19 protein-coding genes are annotated in these 18,762 nt (G+C 64.5%); 5 read left to right on the top strand and 14 right to left on the bottom strand.

What is annotated here, in order from left to right; genetic code table 11:
• Positions 1-22 precede the first annotated feature (22 nt).
• The 5 genes from ACTHNE_RS11340 to ACTHNE_RS11360 form a co-directional block, all read right to left on the bottom strand.
• Positions 23-472, bottom strand: a complete 450-nt coding sequence (locus ACTHNE_RS11340; RefSeq protein WP_324947807.1) for a GNAT family N-acetyltransferase — start codon at positions 470-472, stop codon at positions 23-25.
• 41 nt (positions 473-513) lie between these two features.
• On the bottom strand, positions 514-984 hold the full coding sequence (gene rlmH, locus ACTHNE_RS11345) for a 23S rRNA (pseudouridine(1915)-N(3))-methyltransferase RlmH (protein ID WP_324947805.1): 471 nt from the start codon (positions 982-984) through the stop codon (positions 514-516).
• A gap of 14 nt (positions 985-998) precedes the next feature.
• Positions 999-1,388, bottom strand: coding sequence for a ribosome silencing factor (rsfS, locus tag ACTHNE_RS11350; RefSeq protein ID WP_324947803.1), 390 nt, complete (start codon positions 1,386-1,388; stop codon positions 999-1,001).
• Positions 1,389-1,768: 380 nt separating this feature from the next.
• Positions 1,769-2,425 carry an NrsF family protein gene (locus ACTHNE_RS11355; RefSeq protein WP_324947802.1) on the bottom strand — a complete coding sequence of 219 codons (657 nt, stop codon included), beginning with the start codon at positions 2,423-2,425 and terminating at the stop codon, positions 1,769-1,771.
• Positions 2,426-2,586: 161 nt separating this feature from the next.
• Positions 2,587-3,168, bottom strand: coding sequence for an RNA polymerase sigma factor (locus tag ACTHNE_RS11360; protein WP_414649784.1), 582 nt, complete (start codon positions 3,166-3,168; stop codon positions 2,587-2,589).
• 228 nt (positions 3,169-3,396) lie between these two features.
• On the opposite strand from ACTHNE_RS11360, the gene ACTHNE_RS11365 reads away from it, so the two are divergent.
• Together ACTHNE_RS11365 and msrB are read left to right on the top strand one after the other, a co-directional pair.
• Positions 3,397-5,121, top strand: a complete 1,725-nt coding sequence (locus ACTHNE_RS11365; protein WP_440269303.1) for a cytochrome c biogenesis protein DipZ — start codon at positions 3,397-3,399, stop codon at positions 5,119-5,121.
• A gap of 19 nt (positions 5,122-5,140) precedes the next feature.
• Complete coding sequence (msrB, locus tag ACTHNE_RS11370; protein WP_440269304.1) at positions 5,141-5,755, top strand: peptide-methionine (R)-S-oxide reductase MsrB; 615 nt, start codon at positions 5,141-5,143, stop codon at positions 5,753-5,755.
• Between the two features lie 75 nt (positions 5,756-5,830).
• Here msrB and nadD read toward each other — a convergent pair whose 3' ends face one another.
• From nadD to ACTHNE_RS11410, 8 genes are all read right to left on the bottom strand, one after another.
• Positions 5,831-6,475 (bottom strand): nicotinate-nucleotide adenylyltransferase, encoded by a 645-nt coding sequence (gene nadD / locus ACTHNE_RS11375; RefSeq protein WP_440269305.1) that lies wholly within the window; start codon positions 6,473-6,475, stop codon positions 5,831-5,833.
• Positions 6,472-7,482, bottom strand: coding sequence for a DNA polymerase III subunit delta (gene holA / locus ACTHNE_RS11380; RefSeq protein ID WP_324947794.1), 1,011 nt, complete (start codon positions 7,480-7,482; stop codon positions 6,472-6,474). The genes nadD and holA overlap by 4 nt, the downstream gene beginning before the upstream one ends.
• A gap of 15 nt (positions 7,483-7,497) precedes the next feature.
• Positions 7,498-8,088, bottom strand: coding sequence for an LPS-assembly lipoprotein LptE (locus ACTHNE_RS11385; protein WP_324947792.1), 591 nt, complete (start codon positions 8,086-8,088; stop codon positions 7,498-7,500).
• Between the two features lie 4 nt (positions 8,089-8,092).
• Positions 8,093-10,726 (bottom strand): leucine--tRNA ligase, encoded by a 2,634-nt coding sequence (gene leuS / locus ACTHNE_RS11390; protein WP_440269306.1) that lies wholly within the window; start codon positions 10,724-10,726, stop codon positions 8,093-8,095.
• Between the two features lie 208 nt (positions 10,727-10,934).
• Positions 10,935-11,543: a PqiC family protein gene (locus ACTHNE_RS11395; protein ID WP_440269307.1), complete on the bottom strand. Its 609-nt coding sequence runs from the start codon at positions 11,541-11,543 to the stop codon at positions 10,935-10,937.
• On the bottom strand, positions 11,540-13,225 hold the full coding sequence (locus tag ACTHNE_RS11400) for a PqiB family protein (RefSeq protein WP_324944179.1): 1,686 nt from the start codon (positions 13,223-13,225) through the stop codon (positions 11,540-11,542). Before ACTHNE_RS11400 ends, ACTHNE_RS11395 begins: the two co-directional genes overlap by 4 nt.
• Positions 13,218-13,841: a paraquat-inducible protein A gene (locus tag ACTHNE_RS11405; RefSeq protein ID WP_324944177.1), complete on the bottom strand. Its 624-nt coding sequence runs from the start codon at positions 13,839-13,841 to the stop codon at positions 13,218-13,220. Before ACTHNE_RS11405 ends, ACTHNE_RS11400 begins: the two co-directional genes overlap by 8 nt.
• Entirely contained in the window at positions 13,841-14,488 is a 648-nt protein-coding gene (locus ACTHNE_RS11410; RefSeq protein WP_324944174.1) for a paraquat-inducible protein A, read from the bottom strand. The genes ACTHNE_RS11405 and ACTHNE_RS11410 overlap by 1 nt, the downstream gene beginning before the upstream one ends.
• Positions 14,489-14,551: 63 nt before the next feature.
• On the opposite strand from ACTHNE_RS11410, the gene trxA reads away from it, so the two are divergent.
• The 3 genes from trxA to xylA all read left to right on the top strand — a co-directional run bounded on the left by trxA (position 14,552) and on the right by xylA (position 17,595).
• Positions 14,552-15,448 (top strand): thioredoxin, encoded by an 897-nt coding sequence (trxA, locus tag ACTHNE_RS11415; protein WP_440269314.1) that lies wholly within the window; start codon positions 14,552-14,554, stop codon positions 15,446-15,448.
• Between the two features lie 54 nt (positions 15,449-15,502).
• A complete protein-coding gene (locus tag ACTHNE_RS11420; protein ID WP_440269308.1) occupies positions 15,503-15,955 on the top strand; it encodes a DUF4442 domain-containing protein in 453 nt (150 codons plus the stop codon).
• 302 nt (positions 15,956-16,257) lie between these two features.
• Positions 16,258-17,595 (top strand): xylose isomerase, encoded by a 1,338-nt coding sequence (gene xylA / locus ACTHNE_RS11425; protein ID WP_440269309.1) that lies wholly within the window; start codon positions 16,258-16,260, stop codon positions 17,593-17,595.
• A gap of 28 nt (positions 17,596-17,623) precedes the next feature.
• On the opposite strand, the gene ACTHNE_RS11430 is transcribed toward xylA, so the two are convergent.
• Entirely contained in the window at positions 17,624-18,697 is a 1,074-nt protein-coding gene (locus ACTHNE_RS11430; protein ID WP_324942209.1) for a LacI family DNA-binding transcriptional regulator, read from the bottom strand.
• Between the last annotated feature and the right edge of the window lie 65 nt (positions 18,698-18,762).

The raw sequence follows: 18,762 nt of genomic DNA on the forward strand, positions 1-18,762 counted from the left end.
TCTCTGCGCGTGGATCGCGCTGCTACAAACTCAGTGCATAGTCGCAAAAATCCGGATCGCGTTGCCACCCGGCCGATTCGTACAACGCCTGCGCGGAGATATTGCCCAGTTCCGTCTGCAGCCACAATCTGGCTGCGCCCAGGGCGCGCGCGTGTTCGGCCGACGCCTTGAGCAAGGCTTTGCCCACACCATGCTTACGCGCATCCGGCGCCACGAACAGATCGTTGAGCAGGTAGATGCGCGCCATGCGCACGGATGAAAACAATGGAAACAGCTGCGTGAAACCCAGCCCTGCGCCGTGCTCATCACAGGCGAGCAGGATCAGCGACTCGTGATGCGCGAAACGTTCGGCGAGAAAAGCGCGCGCCCGCTCCGGGTCGGACGGCTGCCGGTAAAACTGCCGGTAGCCGTCGAACAAGGGCACCAGCGTATCCAGATCGAAAATGCTCGCCTGGTGAACCTCGAAGTGCATGACAACTCCCGTGACAAAGCGGTGACGGCGGCGTGCGCCGGTCAGGCGCGATGGTAAGGATGGCCGGCCAACAGCGTGGTAGCGCGATAAAGCTGCTCCACCAGCACCAACCGCACCAGCATATGCGGGAGCGTCAAGGGACCCAATGACCACTTTTGATCGGCGCGCGCCACCACTTCCGGCGCATGACCGTCAGGGCCGCCAATAAGGAAGGCCAGATCGCGCCCGGCCATGCGCCATTTCGCGAGCTGTTCGGCCAGCTCTTCGCTGGACCACGCCTTGCCGCGGCCGTCGAGCGCAATCACATGGGTATCGCGCGGTAGCGCGGCGAGCATGGCGACGCCTTCGTCGTGCATCGCGCGCGCATCGTCGCGACCCTTGCCGCGTGCGCCGGGCTTCAGTTCGATCAATTCGAGGGGCAAATCGTGGGAGAGCCGTTTGCGGTATTCGGCAAACCCTTCTGCAACCCATGCAGGCATGCGTTCGCCGATGGCGATCAGGCGCGCGCGCATGCCAGATTTTCCGTTTAGCCCGTTGCCAGCGCGGCTTCGCCTTCGGCGTCGCGATCACCCACGGTCCACAGGCGCTCGAGGCCGTAGAACTCGCGAATGCGCGGCAACATGACGTGCACGATGACGTCGCCCAGGTCTACCAGTACCCACTCTGCTTCCTGTTCGCCTTCGACACCCAGCGGCATCACGCCCGCCTGCTTGGCGAACTTGACGACTTCGTCGGCGATGGATTTTACGTGGCGGGCCGAGGTGCCGGAAGCGATCACGAGCAGGTCGGCGATGGAAGTTTTGCCGCGTACATCGATTTCCCGGATGTCCTTGGCTTTGAGATCTTCAAGGGCGGCGATAACGGTCTTGCGCAGGGAGGCCGTGTTGACGGCCTTGGTATGGCGGATGGTGGTCAAGAGTGGGGGCCTCGCGGCGTATCGGCTGCGCGGGATCGCGCCAGTGCAGTATATCCGCCCTGGTGTAATGGCTCGTCAAGCCTGCTGTTGCGCTTAAGGCAACACTGATCAAGTATCGCCATCGTCATGATGCCTGGAAGGCTCGCAGGGTGTGTTGCGTGGCGCCGGGAAGACTGGCCGTCTTGCCAAGCCGTGCGGCGCAGCCTGCGGGCCTTCCAGGCATCACCCCATCATTTAAATGCAATACGTGGGGCCAGCCCTGTCTGTCCGCATGCCGCAGGTACCCGCCTCGACGATGCGCCAGTCTGCCTTCGCCGACGTCCCTGTGGCCTGCGAACAGACAGGACTGGTGACGGCGGCGATACTTGGTCAGTGTCGCCTTAAGCCCTCGACAACAACCGCCCACCCATCAGCGCGTTCAACCCTACCACCAGCGCCACCGCCACCGCATGCATCACCAGGTCGGAAGCCGCGGCGTCAAAGTTGTGGCAGATCTCCAGCAGGCTGGCCGAGGCCGCGGCGCTGGCCAGCCCCACCAGCACGGCGGTCAGCACCGGTCGCAGGGGACAGGCGCGGCGCAGCAGCCAGATCATTACCCCGGACAGCGGTAGCGAAAAACTGACGATGAAGATCAGGCAGTCGTTGGCGCCGTGCAGGTTCAGGACCGGCATGCCCGGGATGTGCGCCCGCAGGCAGCCCAGGCCGCTGGCGCCGATCCAGACCAGGGCGCTGGGCACCGGCAGCCATGCCCAGCGGATCGAACGCCCCGGCACTGCCAGCACGAACGAAGCCAGCGCGGCCGTGATTGCGGTGATCACCGCGCCGCAGGCGGCCACCCCCAGGTCGGGCGCGGCGCTCCAGCGATGCAGCATGGTGCCGGCACCGAAGCGCATGAACAGCGCCACGGCGAGCACCGCCACGATCGCCAGCCAAGCGAGCGCGCGCCGCCATGGCGGCAGCAAGCGCCGCACCGGCGTCAGCTCGGCGCCGAGCGCGTCGATCAGGGCTTGGTGGCGTGGTGCGGAGCCTGTTTTCATATGCCAAGTGCTTGGGATTGTGTCTGAGTGGTCGCCAGGTGGCGGCGCGCGGCGCAGCGCCAGACTGGCCGTCTGGTCAAGCCGTGCGCCGTCGCATGGCGGCCACTCAGGCGCAACGCGAGGTGCTTGGCATATGAAAGCAGGCTCCCAGACATGAGCGGTCAGGATTCTCCATGCAGGCGATCGCGCAGCGTTTTCAATGCGCGATGCAGGTTTACTTTCAGCGCGCCGGTATTGCGACCGGTACGCTCGGCGGCCTCGGCCAGCGTACGTTCCTTGAGGCCAAGTTGTTCCACCGCCTCGCGCTGCCCCGGCGGCAGGGTTTCGATCGCCTTGCGCAGGCGTTCGGCCTCCTGTTGGCGCAGGGTGCCGGTACTGGCGTCCTCGCGGTCGGCGTGCGTGTCCATCGCGAATTCGTCGTGCACTTCACGATGCTCACGCCGGCCATGGCTGCGCAGCAGATCGATGGCGCGGCGCGCGGCGATCGCCGACAGCCATGCATCGTAGGAGCGCGACGGATCGAACGTATGTCGCACGCGATGCACGGTCAGCAGGGTTTCCTGTACCACGTCGTCCAGCGCATCCACCGCCACGCCCTGCCGCCGCGCTACCGCGCGGATCAGCGCCACCGAATCGTTCAGCACGCGCGTATAGGCGCGCTGGTCGCCCGCTTGCGCGGCGGCCATCCATGCTGCCCGCTGCCGGTCAGCCTGTTCGCTGGCACTTGGGATGTCGGTCGGCACGGCCTTGTCGCTATCGGACCCCCTTGGCGGAGGCTGGCGTAGTAGGACCCACGGACCCTCAAACGTCAAGGCGACTGATGACATGCTGGCGATCGTTGATTGCTTGAGGATCCATTCGCCGAATGCGGGTATAGGGTTACCTCGCACAGCGCAAATTTCCGGGCCTGTCCACGTAACCGGGGCACGCTACCCGGCGAATACTTCACCAAACCCACGATCACATTCGCCATGCTTATCCTCATCCTGGCCTTCCTCGGCGGCATCCTCACCATCCTCAGCCCGTGCATCCTGCCGGTGCTGCCGTTCGTGTTCGCACGCGCCGATCGGCCGTTCGCGCGTAACGGCTTGCCGATGCTGATCGCCATGGCCATCACCTTCGCGCTGGTCGCCACGCTCGCCGCGGTCGGCGGCGGATGGGCGGTGCACGCCAATCAGTACGGCCGCTATTTCGCGTTGGCGGTGCTGACGGTGCTCGGCCTGACCTTGCTGGTGCCGCACTTCGCCGAGTGGATCAGCCGGCCGTTCGTGAAGCTCGGCAATCGGCTGACCGAAAAAACCGAAGCCCTGCAGGACTCGCCATGGTCTGCGGCTGGACTGGGCATTGCCACCGGTTTGCTATGGGCGCCGTGCGCGGGACCGATCCTTGGCCTGCTGCTCACTGGCGCGGCACTACAGGGCGCCAGCGCGACGACCAGCCTGTTGCTGCTCACCTATGCCGCCGGCGCGGCGGTCTCGCTGGCGCTTGCCCTGGTGGTCGGCGGGCGCGTTTTCGCACTGATGAAGCGTTCGCTCGGCGCCGGCGAATGGGTGCGCCGCGCACTCGGCGTGCTGGTGCTGGCCGGCGTGGTCGCGATCGCGCTCGGCGTAGATACCGGTCTACTGACGCGCGTGTCGCTGGCCAGCACAGGCAGCTTCGAACAGAAACTGATCGACGCCGTGCGCCCTGCCCCGGTCAATGCCGCGCCCGCACCGAAGACCGGCGCGCCGCTGCCGGTGGAAGGCGAACTGCCATCGCTGGCCGGCGCGACGAAATGGTTCAACAGCGCGCCGCTGACGCCCGAAGCGCTGCGCGGCAAGGTGGTGCTGGTCGACTTCTGGACCTATTCGTGCATCAACTGCATCCGCTCGTTGCCGTACGTGAATGCATGGGCGCAGAAGTATCGCGATCACGGCCTGGTAGTGATCGGCGTGCACGCACCGGAATTCGCGTTCGAGAAAGATCCGGCCAACGTCGCCAAGGCGATCAAGGATTTCAACATCGGCTATCCGGTGGCGATGGATAACGACTACGCGATCTGGAAAGGCTTCAACAACGAATACTGGCCGGCGCACTATTTCATCGATGCGCACGGACAGATTCGCGCGCACCATTTCGGCGAAGGCAACTACGCCGGCAGCGAGGAAGTAATCCGCCGTTTGCTGAGCGACGCCGGTTACAAGGATCTGCCCGGCGGTTACGTACAACCCGGTGCATCCGGTGCCGAAGCCGCCGGTTCCGGGGACATGCGCCGTTCCCCGGAAACCTATGTCGGTTATGCGCGCAGCGAAGGCTTCGCCGGCGGGCAGATTGCGCACGACGATAGCTGGAACTATCAGGCGCCCGATGCGCTCGCCGCCAATCAGTGGGCGTTCGACGGAACCTGGACGGTCAACGCCCAGCACGCCACGCTCGACAAATCGAACGGCCGCATCGTCTATCGCTTCCGTGGCCGCGACCTGCACCTGGTGCTGGGCCCTGGCGAAGACGGCAAGCCGGTGCGCTTCCGCGTCACGCTCGACGGCAAGCCGCCAGGTGACGATCACGGTACCGACATCGATGCCGAGGGCAACGGCGTCGTCAACGGACAACGCCTGTATCAACTGGTGCGCCAGGCGCACGGCACGGGCGAGCGCGTATTCGAAATCACCTTTCTTGATCCGAACGTGCGCGCGTACGCGTTCACGTTCGGCTGAGAGCAACAGGAGCAAGACAATGACTTCAGCTTACGACGACAAAGGCCTGGAGCGGCGGCGATTCCTGCTTGCCCTGGTGGGAGGCGGTGCGGTGGCGGTCGTGGGCGGATCGACAATGCTGCGGCTGCTCGGCGGCAAGGGTAACGCCACGCCCGCCGCGACCATCCGCGCTGACACCGTATTGCTTGAATGCTTCGCCGACGACGATGGCCATCATCTCGGCCCCTGCGATGTGCGCAAGCTGGTGTTGACCGATGCGCAGTGGCATGAACGGCTTTCCGGCGCCGCGTTCGATGTGATGCGTCGCGCAGGTACCGAGCGGGCGTTCAGCGGTCCGCATGAAAGGCCGCGCAGCAAAGGCCTGTATCGCTGCGCGGGTTGCGACACCGCCTTGTTCGATGCGGCTACGCAGTTCGATTCGGGCACGGGCTGGCCGAGTTTCTGGCAGCCGATCGCCAAGCCGAATGTGATCGAAACTCGCGATACCGCTTTCGGCATGGTTCGCACGGCGGTGAATTGCGCCGGCTGCGATAGCCATCTGGGCCATGTGTTCGACGATGGCCCGCCGCCGACCGGGTTGCGTTACTGCATGAATTCGGTGGCGTTGCGGTTTGTGGCGTATCGGGTTTCGTGAGCCCATCGTAGGTTGGGGTGCAAACCCCAACGCCTTCGTGCATGAACATGGCGATGTTGGGGTTTACACCCCAACCTATGTGCGGTACGGCTCCAGCAACGCTGCGTCATCGAACAACCCTGCCGGCAGCAGATAGCGCGGATCGCGTCCCGTCGCGAGCAATTCGCGAATGCGCGTCGCGGACACTTCCAGCGGCGTGACCGCGAGTTCGATCACCTTGCCTGCCGGCATCGAGCGAATCACGCCGGGATCATCCGTGCGCCGTGCGGCCACCGCGCGTTCCAGTTCCACCGGAACGCATGCTTCGATGCCAGGGCGGTTGATCACGCCAAGATGCGTGACGTCGAACAACTCGCGCCAGCGATGCCAACTGCGCAGGCCCGCAAAGGCATCCGCGCCGAGCAACAGCACCAGCGGCCGTTCGCCGTATTCGCGGCGCAGTTCTTCCAGCGTGTCGATGGTATAGGACGGACCGCTGCGCTCGAGTTCGCGCGTATCCAGCGCCAGCCGCGATTGCCCGCGTAACGCCGCGCGCAGCATGTCCACGCGCTGGGTGGCGCTGGCGGTGGGCGGCGGGCGATGCGGCGGCACGTTGGCGGGCATCAGGCGTACTTCGGCATCGAGCAGTTCGGAGGCTTCCCAGGCGACGCTGAGATGGCCGATATGAATCGGATCGAAGGTGCCGCCGAAAAGCGCCAGCGGAGAGACGGAACGGCTCATACCAATGCCTGCGCCGCCCGCGGTTCGGCCATCGCTGCAATCAGGCGCTGCGCTTCCAGCCAGGCATCGCCGGACTCGCGACCCTTGGCGATGCGATCGATCTTCGCCGCGCGCGCCAGGCATTGCATCCAGTGTTCGCGCGGCGCACGGCGCAGCGCCTTGCGGAAAAGCTGTTCACGCGCCGGCCACAAGCGTTCGGCGCGCGCCTGCGCAGCAAAGTCCTGCGCGTTGGCCAGGCGCAACGCGAGCTGCAATTGATTGACCAGCCAGCCCATCAGCGCAATCAGTTCGTCGCCTTCCGCACGCAGGCCGTCGAGGATGCGCAGCGCGCGCGCGCCATCACCACCGAGCGCGGCGTCGGTGAGCTTGAAAGCGTCGTAACGGGCGCTGTCGGCAACCAGGTTTTCCATCTCCGCCGCATCGACCTTGCCTTGTCCGTGCAGCACGGCGAGCTTGTCGATTTCCTGCGCGGCGGCAAGCAGGTTGCCTTCCACGCGCTCGGCGAGCAGCGCGGCCGCATCATGTGTGGCGGCCAATCCGCGCGAGGCGAGGCGCGCGCCGATCCAGGCTTCCCATTCGTTCGGACGCGGCGCGTTGAACACCACCAGGCAACCGGCGGCGTCGACCTGCTTGGTCCACGCGCCTTCGTGCTTGCTGCTCCATTCCACTGCGGTGATCAACAGCGTCACGTCCGGCGGCGGGTTGGCACAGAATTCGACGATGGCCTTGGCGCCTTCGACACCGGGACGCCCGGTAGGCAGGCGCAAGTCGAGCAGGCGGCGCGTGGCGAACAACGACATGCCCGCGGCAGAGCGGGCCAGTTCGTCCCAGTCGAAATGCGCGCCGACATCCAGCACCTGGCGTTCGCTGTAACCGAGCTTGCGCGCCTGCGCGCGCAGCGCGTCGGCCGCTTCCAGCACCAGCAGTTCTTCGCCAGCCAGCAGGTAGACGGGCCGAAGGCTATCCGCGGCCAGCGCCTTCTGCCACTGGGCGTGGTTGAGCGGCATAGGTCAGCGCCTGCCTCAGTTGCCGATCGGCGTGGGCACGTATTGCGGCGGTTGCTGCGTGGTGCTCGCGGTCGCCGGCATCGGACCGACCGCCTTGGCCGCCGCCGTGGTGCCGTGCTCGGCCACCGCCTGCAAGCGGAACAGCACCGCCTGGATGGCGTCGTCGATCAGGCTGCCCTGGATCTGCTCCATCTGCGATTGCGTGCCTACCGGCTGGCTGGCGTCGTAGCTGAATTCACGCTGCAGATCGATGGTCTGCTCCGGCACGATCACCTTGCCATCCGAATCGGTCGCGGCGAACGCCACATGGAAGCGCACGGCGAACTCGGTCACCTGCGCGGCGCCGTTGATGGTGAGCGACTGCACGGTGAAGTTCTGCGCCGGCACACGCAGTTCGGCGACACCGGGGCCGGCGGAATCTTCAAGCGTGACATTGGACGCGAGCAGTGCGCGCGCCAGCTTGCGCTGGAAATCGCCGCTGCCGCCGACCGTAAGGTGCACGCGTTGCATACCCTGGGGCATGGCTGCGCTTCCGCGCAAATGGAAACCGCATGCGGCCAGGGCGAGCATGGGCAGCAGCGCGATCAGTCTAAGAGCCTGATTCATGAACTCATCCTGCAACGATGTTGACGATCTTGCCGGGCACTACGATCACCTTGCGCACGGTCTGCCCTTCCAGGAAGGCTGCCACATTGGGTTGCGCGCGCGCCAGCGCCTCGGCTTCTTCTTTCGAGGCGTTGGCGGGAAGCTCAATGGTAGCGCGCAGCTTGCCGTTGACTTGAACCGCCAGGGTCAGCGTATCGCGCACCAGTGCGGCCGGGTCCACCTTCGGCCAGGGCTGGTCGTCCAGCACCGCCTGCGCATGGCCCAGCGCCTGCCACAGCGCGTGGCTGACGTGCGGCACTACCGGATTGAGCAGCAGCACCATGGTTTCCAGCGCCTCGTGGCGCACGGCACGGCCCTGCTCGCTCTGGTCGGTGAACTTGCCCAGCGCGTTGAGCAGTTCCATCAGCGCGGCGATGGCGGTGTTGAAGGCGTGGCGGCGGCCGAAGTCGTCGCTGACCTTCTGGATGGTTTCGTGCAACTGACGGCGCAGCGCCTTTTGGCCGGCGTCGAGCTTGGACGGATCGACTTGCGGATGATCCGGCTGGCCGACGTGCGTCAACACCTCGCGCCAGAAGCGGCGCAGGAAGCGCGCCATGCCTTCCACGCCAGCCTCGTTCCATTCCAGCGACTGCTCCGGCGGCGCGGCGAACATGGAGAACAGGCGCACCGTGTCGGCGCCGAACTTGTCCACCATCGCCTGCGGATCGACGCCGTTGTTCTTGGACTTGGACATCTTCTCGATGCCGCCGATGTGGACCGGCTGGCCGTCGGCTTTCAGCACCGCGCCGATCACGTGCGCTTTCGCGTCGCGCTGGATTTCCACGTCGACGGGGTTTATCCAATCCTTCGAGCCGTCGGCGTTGTCGCGATAAAACGTTTCCGCGATCACCATGCCCTGGCACAGCAGGTTGGTGGCCGGCTCGTCGGAATGCACCAGGCCCGCGTCGCGCATCAGCTTGTGATAGAAGCGGAAGTACAGCAGATGCAGGATCGCGTGCTCGATACCGCCGATGTATTGGTCGACCGGCAACCAGTAGTTGGCGCGCTCGTCGACCAGGCCGTTCGCACCGGGGCTGGTGTAGCGCGCGTAGTACCAGCTCGATTCCATGAAGGTATCGAAGGTGTCGGTTTCGCGCTCGGCCGCGCCGCCGCATTGCGGACAGGTGGTCTTGCGCCATTGCGGATCGGCCTTGATCGGCGACTGCACGCCGGAGAAGGCGACGTCTTCTGGCAGCACCACCGGCAGTTGATCTTCCGGCACCGGCAACGCGCCGCAATGCGCGCAGTAGATCACCGGAATCGGGCAGCCCCAATAACGCTGGCGGCTCACGCCCCAATCGCGCAGGCGCCAGTTGACGCGGCGATGGCCCTTGCCGGCGGCTTCCAGCTTGGCGGCGATGAAGTCGAACGCGTCGCGGTAGTTCTTGCCGTCCATCTCGCCGGAGTTGATCACGAACATGTCGGCGCGCGACTTGTCCGAATACCACTCCTTCCAGCGCTGCGGGTCGTAGCCGGTTTCTTCGGCGCTGACCGCGATCACCTGCTTGATCGGCAAGTTGTATTTGTGTGCGAATTCGAAATCGCGCTCGTCATGGCCGGGCACCGCCATCACTGCGCCGGTGCCGTAACCCATCAGCACGAAGTTGGCCACCCACACCGGCACTTTTTCGCCACTGACCGGATGGATCGCGAACAAGCCGGTGGCCATGCCGCGCTTTTCCTGCGTTTCCAGTTCGGCTTCAGAGACACCGCCGTGACGCAGTTCTTCCAGGAATGCGGCCAGTTGCGGGTTGCCCGCGGCGGCCTTCTGCGCCAGCGGATGCTCGCCGGCGATCGACACGAAGGTGACGCCCATCAAGGTATCCGGGCGCGTGGTGAACACGGTCAGCGGTTCGGCTTCGCCTTCCACCGCGAAATGGATGTCCACGCCTTCGCTGCGGCCGATCCAGTTGCGCTGCATGGTCTTGACCGCATCCGGCCAGCCGGGCAGCGTGTCCAGGCCATCGAGCAGTTCCTGCGCGTAGTCGGTGATCTTCAGGAACCACTGCGGGATCTCGCGCTTTTCCACCAGCGCGCCGGAGCGCCAGCCGCGGCCGTCGATCACCTGCTCGTTGGCCAGCACGGTCTGGTCGACCGGATCCCAGTTCACCACCGCGTTCTTGCGGTAGGCCAGGCCTTTTTGCATCAGCCGGGTGAACATCAGCTGTTCCCAGCGGTAATAGTCCGGCTTGCAGGTGGCGAATTCGCGCGACCAGTCGATGCCGTAGCCCAATGACTTGAGCTGCTCGCGCATGTGGTCGATGTTCTTGTACGTCCACTTCGCCGGCGCGGTGTTGTTCTTGATCGCCGCGTTTTCCGCCGGCAGGCCGAACGCGTCCCAGCCCATCGGCTGCAGCACGTTCTTGCCGGTCATGCGCTGGTAGCGGCTGATCACGTCGGCGATGGTGTAGTTGCGCACGTGGCCCATGTGCAGCGCGCCGGAGGGATACGGCAGCATCGCCAGGCAGTAGAACTTCGGGCGGGAGGGATCCTCCTTCACCTCATACGCGCGCTGCGCGTTCCAATACAGCTGCGCGGCGGATTCCACCGCCTGCGGGTTGTAGTCGTTGGAAGAACCCTGGTCTTGATTGTCCTGCATGATCGGCGCCGTGATGCGTTTTCGGTAGCGCGGGCGTCCGTCGCCGTGCGCTGCGTGGAACCCGGCAGACTAGCAGAAACGGGGTCTTTCATCCCCTCTCTCTGGGGGAATCATCGTAGGTTGGGTTAGCGCAGCGTAACCCAACGTCTTCGAAGCGGCATCGCTGGGTTACGCTCCGCTAACCCAACCTATGGGTGGTTTCCAGACTTCAGGAAGCCGGGCAAGCCGGCACGCTGCCCGCCGCCATCGCCGGCGCCACGCTGGCGATCTGCCCGGCCAGGGTCAACAAGGCGCGCTGGTGGCCGGCGACCAGGTCGCCATAGCCCTGCCCCACGCTTTCGCTGATATGGCTGGTGCAGGTGAGTGCGGCCTGGCTGCGCAGTTCGCGCACGGTCCAGGTGGCGTCGATCTGCGCATAGTTGCCGGGCGAGGAATCGAAGCGGCGCAGGTCCACCTTGATGCGCAGCACCGGCTTGCCGTTCGCCGCCACGCCGCCGCTGATGTCCTGTGCGTGGGTGCGTTGCGCCAGGTCGACCGACAGCGCACCGCGCACCTCGTCGCCCAGCGGGGCGACCCAGCGCTCGCCATTGAGCAGGCTGACGGCCTGCCCGCCCTGGCGCACCACCAGTTGCGGCACGTCGTTCTGCGCGGGAATGCCGACCGGCAGCAATTCGAACTGGAACGGCGCGGGCGCCACGCTTGCGGCCGGCGCGTCATCGGATGGCGGCACCAGCGTGTAGTAGTGCACCGGCGCCGAAGCGCACGCCGCCAGCATCGCCACGCCGCATGCCGCCAGCAGGTATCGCATACGAATCATGGCTTGCTCCCTTGCTGCGGCTGGGCGTTGGATGGCGTGGCAGTGCTCGCCGGCGGCGCATCCTTGGTACGTCCGCGGATCAGCGAACTGGGCTGGGCATTCAAGTAATCGGTAAGCACGCGCAGCGAACGGGCCATGCGTTGCAGCTCCTGCATGGTGCTGTTGAGGTTCTGCTGCAGCGGCGAATCGGCCGACAGCGCGTTGTTGGCCGTGCCCAGCGTCTGGTTGGCGCCCTTGAGCGTCTGCTTGAAGGCCGGCAGCACGTCGCCGTTGAGCTGCTTGATGGTGCCGTCCAGATCGGCCAGCGTGTGGTTGAGGTTGTTGCCGATCGCGTCGAACGGAATCTTGTTCAACTTGTCGACGATCTCCGCCATCTGTTCCTGCAACTTGTCGAAGCTGCCGGGAATGGTGGGAATTTGCAGCGGACGCGCGTTCGGATCGTAGTCGTTGGCCTTGGACGCCTTCGGCTCGATATCCAGCGAAATGAATAGCTGGCCGGTAAGCAGGTTGCCCACCTTGGCCTGCGCGCGCAGCCCTTGCGCCACCAGTGTGGTGACGATTTGCGACATATTCTCGTCGCCCTTGGACCGGGCGATGGCCGCCAGCTTGGTATGCGCACGGCCGAGGCGCTCCGGATAGATCAACGCGCCCACGTAGATTGGGAATTCGTTGGTCTTCTCGTCGTAATCCATGCGGATCGACACGACCCGGCCGAAGTTGATGCCGCGGAATTCCACCGGCGCATCCACCGCCAGGCCACGCAGTGGCTGGTTGAAGCGCATCACGATATAGCGCGGCTCGCCATCGGGCGGCGCCATCGCGTTGCTCTGGGTATCGAACAAGGTAAAGGTGGTGTTCTCCGGCGCCGGCGTTTCGCCGGGGTGCGGGCCGGGCGCATCGTTGAACGCCACGCCGCCGGCCAATACGGTGGCCAGCGATTGCGTGTTGAGCTTCAGGCCATCGGCGCTGATCGATACGTCGACGCCGCTGGCGTTCCAGAAGCGTGACTCGGTGCTGACGAAACGGTCGTAAGGGCTGTCCACAAAAATCTGCATGGTGACGCCCTTGCCATCTTCATCCAGTTTGTAGGACGCCACGCGGCCCACCTGGATGCGCCGGAAATAGATCGGCGAGCCGATATCCAGCGAGCCCAGGTCGCCGGCATGCAAGGTGTAGCTCTTGCCGCGCGAGTCGTGCAGCACGGACGGCGGATTCTCCAGCCCGACGAAATCGGTCTGTGGCTGCGAGGATTTGCCCACGTCCACGCCAATGAACGACCCCGACAACAACGTATCGATACCCGACACGCCACCCAGGCCGATGCGCGGGCGCACCACCCAGAAGCGCGAATCGGACACGGCGATGCCGGCCGCGCTCTTGTCCAGGTCCACCTTCACGATCACCTTGCTGTGATCCTGGCTCAGGCGAATGTTGGTGACCTTGCCGATCACTACGTCCTTGTACTTCACCACCGTCTTGCCCGACTCCAGGCCCTGCGCGGTCTGGAAGCTGATGTTGATGGCCGGCCCCTGCTGCCGCCACGCGTTGATCACCAGCGACAGGCCGACCAGCGCCGCCACCGCCGGCACCAGCCAGATCCATGCGGCGTTCACGCGCTTGCGCCGCACGACCGGTTCGGGCAGGTCGCCGCCCACGCGGGGTGGTTGGTTGTGGTCAGTCATCGTCGTCCTTGCAGTCCCAGATCAGGCGGGGGTCGAAACTCTGCGAAGCCAGCATGGTAAGTATCACGGTGAGGCCGAAATACACCACCCCCGGCAGCGGTTCCACCTGGCTGAAGAAGCCGAACTGCACCAGGGCGGTAAGCAGCGCCACCACGAACACGTCCAGCATGGACCAGTACCCGATGAATTCCACCAGCCGGTACAGCAAGGCGCGCTGGCGGCGTGCCCAGCTGGTGCCACGATGCGCGCTCAACAGTAGCGTGCTCATCACCAGGAATTTCAACATCGGCACCACGATGCTGGCGGTGAACACAATCACGGCCAGGTCCGGCGAGCCTTTCACCCACAGCTCGACCACACCGCTGAGGATGGTGTTGTCGTCCACGTCGCCCAGGCTGACCGTGCGCATGATCGGCAGCACGTTGGCGGGAATGTAGAAAATGAAGGCGGCGATCAACAGCGCCCAGGTGCGCGCGGCGCTGTAAGGCTTGCGCCGATGCAGCGAACTGCCGCAACGCGGGCAGGCCGCGTGATCCACCTGCGTGTCGCGGCAGATCTGGCCGCAGACGTGGCAGCCGATCAGGCCCAGTTCGTGGGCGCGCGGCAACACGGCCATTATGCGGGCTCCTCGGGGATCTTGTCCCATAGCTGGCGCAGATCGATGCCGGCAAACACCGTGATCAGCAGCGCCAGCGCGGCATACGCAAACACACCCACATCCGGCGTCACGTCGAAATACATGTGCGCCTTCACGATCGACACCAGCACGCCGAGCACGAACACCTCGCTCATCGTCCATGGCGCGATGTAATGCAGCACCACCATCAGCGGCACGAAGCCGGGCGCGCGCTTTCCCTGCCGACCAAAGATCAGCAGCCAGCCCAGGATGCCCATCTTGCACAGCGGAAAGAAGAACAGCGTGGCCGCCGCCAGCACCGACACCACCTGCGAGTGCTCCTTCCACATCATGATGATGATGCCCCACAGCGTGGCGTGGATCTGCTCCCCGTTGAGGCCCAGCGTGATGATCGGCCACACGTTGGCCTGCACGAACACCACCATCACCGTCACCACCAGCGCCAGCATCGTATCCAAACCGATGCGCTGATGGCGTTCCAGCACCGCGTTGCAACGCATGCAACGGGCCACCTCGCCGCGCGCGAGCGGCCGGCGGCGGTGCACGGTGTCGCAGTGTTCGCAGATCAGCAATGTCGACGACATCGCCTTCTGCGCTTGCTCGACACTGGCCGGGGGGACACTCATAGTGGCGATTCTCGCAAATCCTTAAAGCTCTTGCGCGCACTTGATATGCTGCGCGACGCCCCGATGTGCGTGGGGTTCATCCCTCTGGAGCCTACCGTGAACGCCGCAGCTTCCTTGCACACATTCGATGTCAACCAAGACAACTTCGAAACCGAGGTGCTGCAAGCGTCGCTCGAAACGCCGGTACTGGTGGATTTCTGGGCCGAATGGTGCGGCCCGTGCAAATCGCTTGGACCGATGCTGGAAAAGCTCGCCGCCGAATACAACGGCGCCTTCCGCCTGGGCAAGGTGGACGTGGACAAGAACCAGGAACTGGCCGGCATGTTCGGCATCCGCAGCATTCCCACCGTGATCATGGTGAAGGACGGCCAGATCCTGGACGGCTTCGCCGGCGCCCTGCCCGAAGGCCAGTTGCGGCAATTCCTCTCCCGCCATGTGCAGCCGCTGGAAGGAGATGTCGAAGCGGAGCCCGAAGAAGCGCCGCTCGAATCGCCCGAGCAGACGATCGATCGCCTGCAACAGGAGATCGCCGCCCATCCCGACCGCGCCGAGCTCAGGCTCGACCTGGCCGCCGCCCTGGCGCAAGCCGGCCACGCCGCCGCCGCGGAAACCGAACTCAACGCCCTGCCCGCCAACCTCGCCACCGATACCCGCGCCGTGCGCCTGCGCAGCCAGCTCGACCTGGCCCGTTCGCTGGAAGGCACGCCGCCGCTGGACGTGCTGCAACAACGCCTCCACGCCAATCCGCAGGACTGGGAAGCGCACGATTTGCTGGGTGTGCGCCTGCTGCTCGGCAACGATCCGGCCAGCGGCCTGGAGCACTGGCTGCTGATCCTCGAAAAAGCCCGCGACTGGAACGATAACCAGGCGAAGAAGCGGCTGCTGGCTGCATTCAATACCTTGGATGATGCGGAGCTGGTGGGGCGGTATCGCAGGCGGATGGCGTCGTTGCTGTTCTAATCATCCATACGCAAAAGTATGGCAAGCTGAAAGCTCCTCAACCTGGAGCTTTCCATGCGCGCCTCCACCTTCCGCCGCCTGCTCAACCTGTGGCCGCCGTTCCTGTTCAACAGCATTCGCGTGTTGAGCCTGGATGACGCCTACACCGAGGCGCGCGTGGTGTTGCGGTTGCGGCCGTGGAATCGCAATTACGTGCGCACGCAATTCGGCGGCAATCTGTTTGCGATGGCCGATCCGTTCTGGATGCTGCTGATCCTGCATCACCTGGGCAAAGACCACTTTGTGTGGGACAAGGCGGGCACGATCGATTTCGTTGCGCCGGGGCGCGAAGATGTGTACGCGCATTTCAAGCTCGAACGCCAGGTACTGGACGAGCTGCGCCACGCCGCCGCAGCCGGCGAGAAGGTGCTGCACTGGTTCGATGTGCCGATCAAGACGGCTGCGGGCGAAGTGGTGGCGGTGGTGCGCAAGCAGCTGTATGTGCGGTTGAAGCCCAAGCATCGGTAGCCGCTTGCGCACCTGCTTCAGACGCAATGACTCCCACTTGAGCATTGTCGCCCCGGCGAACGCCGGGGCCCGGTGACTTTTGATGCATTCTTCGATGCATTGCAAAATTTGCACTCGCGCTGTTGTCGCACTGCTCTCCGTCGTTTTCGTCTTCGCCATTAGCGCAATGCAGCATGACATCGTGCATGCGCACATCCATTGATCTCAGCAGTACCTACGACCTATGCACCCACACCGCGCTTGCCAGTCGCATGCCTCTGCGATAATGATAGCGCTAACATTTTGGGGATAGAGCAAATCTCATGGGCACGCCTTTCATAGGAAAACGCGAATTCTTTCCCGGCATCGGCCGCATTCCATTCGAAGGCCGCGATTCGGACAACCCGCTTGCGTTCAAGCATTACGATGCCGGCAAGCGCATCGGCGACAAGACCATGGCCGAACATCTGCGCTTCGCCGTGTGTTACTGGCACAGCTTCTGCAATGCCGGCCACGATCCGTTCGGGCCGGGAACGCGCAACTATCCGTGGGATGCTGGCAGCTCGCCGCTAGCGCGCGCCGAAGCCAAACTCGATGCCGCATTCGAATTCTTCACCAAGCTGGGCGTGCCCTATTACTGCTTCCACGATATCGATCTTGCACCGGACGCCGACGGCATCGGCGAGTACGAAAAGAATCTCAAGCACATGGTCGCGCTGGCCAAACAGCGCCAGCAGACGACGGGTATCAAGCTGCTGTGGGGTACGGCGAACCTGTTCAGCCATCCGCGCTATATGAACGGTGCGGCGACCAATCCCGATTTCGCGGTGGTCGCACGCGCAGCGGTACAGATCAAGGCCGCGCTGGAAGCGACGGTGGAACTGGGCGGTGAAAACTACGTGTTCTGGGGCGGGCGCGAAGGCTATGCATCACTGCACAACACGCAGATGAAGCGCGAGCTGGATCACTTCGCGCGATTTCTTACGATGGCGCGCGATTACGGCCGCAGCATCGGTTTCAAAGGCAATTTCCTGATCGAACCCAAGCCGATGGAACCGATGAAGCATCAATACGATTTCGATTCCGCCACTGTCGCGGGTTTTCTCAAGCAGCATGGCCTGGAGCAGGATTTCAAACTCAACATCGAGGCCAACCACGCCACGCTTTCGGGGCATACCTTCGAGCACGATCTGCAGGTGGCGTCCGATCATGGCCTGCTCGGCAGCATCGACGCCAACCGCGGCAATGCACAGAACGGCTGGGATACCGATCAGTTTCCGACCGATCTGTACGACACCGTCGGCGCGATGATGGTCGTGCTTCGCCAGGGCGGGCTCGCGCCCGGTGGGTTGAATTTCGATGCGAAGGTGCGCCGCGAGTCCACCGATGCGGATGATCTGTTCCTGGCGCATATCGGAGGCATGGATGCATTTGCACGCGGCCTGGAAGTGGCGCATGCGCTGCTGACGCGCTCACCATGGGAAACCTGGCGCACCGAACGCTATGCCAGCTTCGACCGCGATGCCGGCAAGGATTTCGAACAAGGCAGGCTGAGCCTCGCCGACCTGCGCGCGCTGGCCATCGAGCAGGGCGAACCGGTCAGGCGCAGCGGCAAGCAGGAGCGTTACGAGAACCTGCTCAACCAATACCTGATGCGCTGATATGCGCGATCGGCCACCCGCCTCATCGCTAGGATTTCTTGCCGACCGCGCGCAACGGAGCAACCGAGTCGCGCAGCACCAGCTGGTGCGCAACCACCTGGTGCACCACCACGCGCGGCTCGCTTTCCTTGCGGCGAATGGTACGCAGCAGGATGTCGATGGCCGCGTCCGCCATCATCAGGATCGGCTGGCGGATGGTGGTGAGCTCGGGCCACACGGTGGTGGCGGCGGAGCTGTCGTCGAAACCGACGATCGACAAATCGCGCGGCACGTCGATGCCGCGCCGGTGCGCCACCGATACCGCCGCCGCGCCCATGTCGTCGTTGCCGGCGAAGATGGCGGTAGGCGGCTTGCGCAAGGCGAGCAGCTCTTCCACCACCGGCAGCGCGGAACGGTAGGTGAAATAGCCTTGCCGGACCAAGGCCGTATCCGGCGGAATGCCCGCTTCCTTCAAAGCGGCCAGATAACCTTCGAAGCGGCGCACGCTGGCGGTCTGGCTGGGGTTGCCCTTGATGCAGGCGATGCGCGTGTGTCCCATTTTGATCAAGTACTCGGTGATTTCCTTGCCGGCCAGGAAATCGTCGATGCGCACGCCGGAAATATCGGGATTGAAACGTCCGGAAGCGATCGCTACCACGTGCACGCCGGCCTTGACCAGTTCGTCGATCACCGTTTTGGATTCGCACAAGGGCGGCGGCAGGATCACGCCGGCCACCTTGCGCGCCAGCGCGCGCGCTGCCTTGCGCTCAGCACCCGCACCGAGCTCGTCCCAGTCGGCAATCACCAATTGCGCCGCCGAGCGCGCCGCGCCATGCAGGGTTCCCATCAACAGCTCGCGCAAGTAGGCACCGCTGGGGTCGGTATAGATCAATGCGATGCGCGCATCCTGCGCCGCCGCCAGCGAGCTGGCCGCCGCGTTGGGAACGTAGCCGAGCTTGTTCACGGCTTCCATCACCCGCTCGCGCGTCGCATCGCGCACCTTGCTGTGACCGTTGACGACGCGCGATACCGTCATCGGCGATACCTTGGCGAGTGCGGCCACCTCGTCGATGGTGACGGCTCCACCCTTGCGGCGCACCGACCTTTTGCTGGTCCTGTTCAATGTCGTTTCCTTTCACGCGAATCGGCCATGATCGAGAACGCAAGCGTGGCCCGAGCTGAAAACCG

The sequence above is a fragment of the Dyella sp. genome, from assembly GCF_051954575.1.
Lineage (GTDB): Bacteria > Pseudomonadota > Gammaproteobacteria > Xanthomonadales > Rhodanobacteraceae > Dyella_B.

Bases quoted from the DNA above. Each gene is read 5' to 3' on its own strand.
- ACTHNE_RS11395 (WP_440269307.1), bottom strand. From the start codon at position 11,543: ATGATTCGTATGCGATACCTGCTGGCGGCATGCGGCGTGGCGATGCTG.
- nadD (WP_440269305.1), bottom strand. From the start codon at position 6,475: ATGAGCCGTTCCGTCTCTCCGCTGGCGCTTTTCGGCGGCACCTTCGAT.
- ACTHNE_RS11365 (WP_440269303.1), top strand. From the start codon at position 3,397: ATGCTTATCCTCATCCTGGCCTTCCTCGGCGGCATCCTCACCATCCTC.
- ACTHNE_RS11355 (WP_324947802.1), bottom strand. From the start codon at position 2,425: ATGAAAACAGGCTCCGCACCACGCCACCAAGCCCTGATCGACGCGCTC.
- rlmH (WP_324947805.1), bottom strand. From the start codon at position 984: ATGCGCGCGCGCCTGATCGCCATCGGCGAACGCATGCCTGCATGGGTT.
- ACTHNE_RS11385 (WP_324947792.1), bottom strand. From the start codon at position 8,088: ATGAATCAGGCTCTTAGACTGATCGCGCTGCTGCCCATGCTCGCCCTG.
- ACTHNE_RS11405 (WP_324944177.1), bottom strand. From the start codon at position 13,841: ATGGCCGTGTTGCCGCGCGCCCACGAACTGGGCCTGATCGGCTGCCAC.
- ACTHNE_RS11420 (WP_440269308.1), top strand. From the start codon at position 15,503: ATGCGCGCCTCCACCTTCCGCCGCCTGCTCAACCTGTGGCCGCCGTTC.
- xylA (WP_440269309.1), top strand. From the start codon at position 16,258: ATGGGCACGCCTTTCATAGGAAAACGCGAATTCTTTCCCGGCATCGGC.
- trxA (WP_440269314.1), top strand. From the start codon at position 14,552: ATGTGCGTGGGGTTCATCCCTCTGGAGCCTACCGTGAACGCCGCAGCT.
- ACTHNE_RS11410 (WP_324944174.1), bottom strand. From the start codon at position 14,488: ATGAGTGTCCCCCCGGCCAGTGTCGAGCAAGCGCAGAAGGCGATGTCG.
- holA (WP_324947794.1), bottom strand. From the start codon at position 7,482: ATGCCGCTCAACCACGCCCAGTGGCAGAAGGCGCTGGCCGCGGATAGC.
- ACTHNE_RS11340 (WP_324947807.1), bottom strand. From the start codon at position 472: ATGCACTTCGAGGTTCACCAGGCGAGCATTTTCGATCTGGATACGCTG.
- ACTHNE_RS11400 (WP_324944179.1), bottom strand. From the start codon at position 13,225: ATGACTGACCACAACCAACCACCCCGCGTGGGCGGCGACCTGCCCGAA.
- leuS (WP_440269306.1), bottom strand. From the start codon at position 10,726: ATGCAGGACAATCAAGACCAGGGTTCTTCCAACGACTACAACCCGCAG.
- msrB (WP_440269304.1), top strand. From the start codon at position 5,141: ATGACTTCAGCTTACGACGACAAAGGCCTGGAGCGGCGGCGATTCCTG.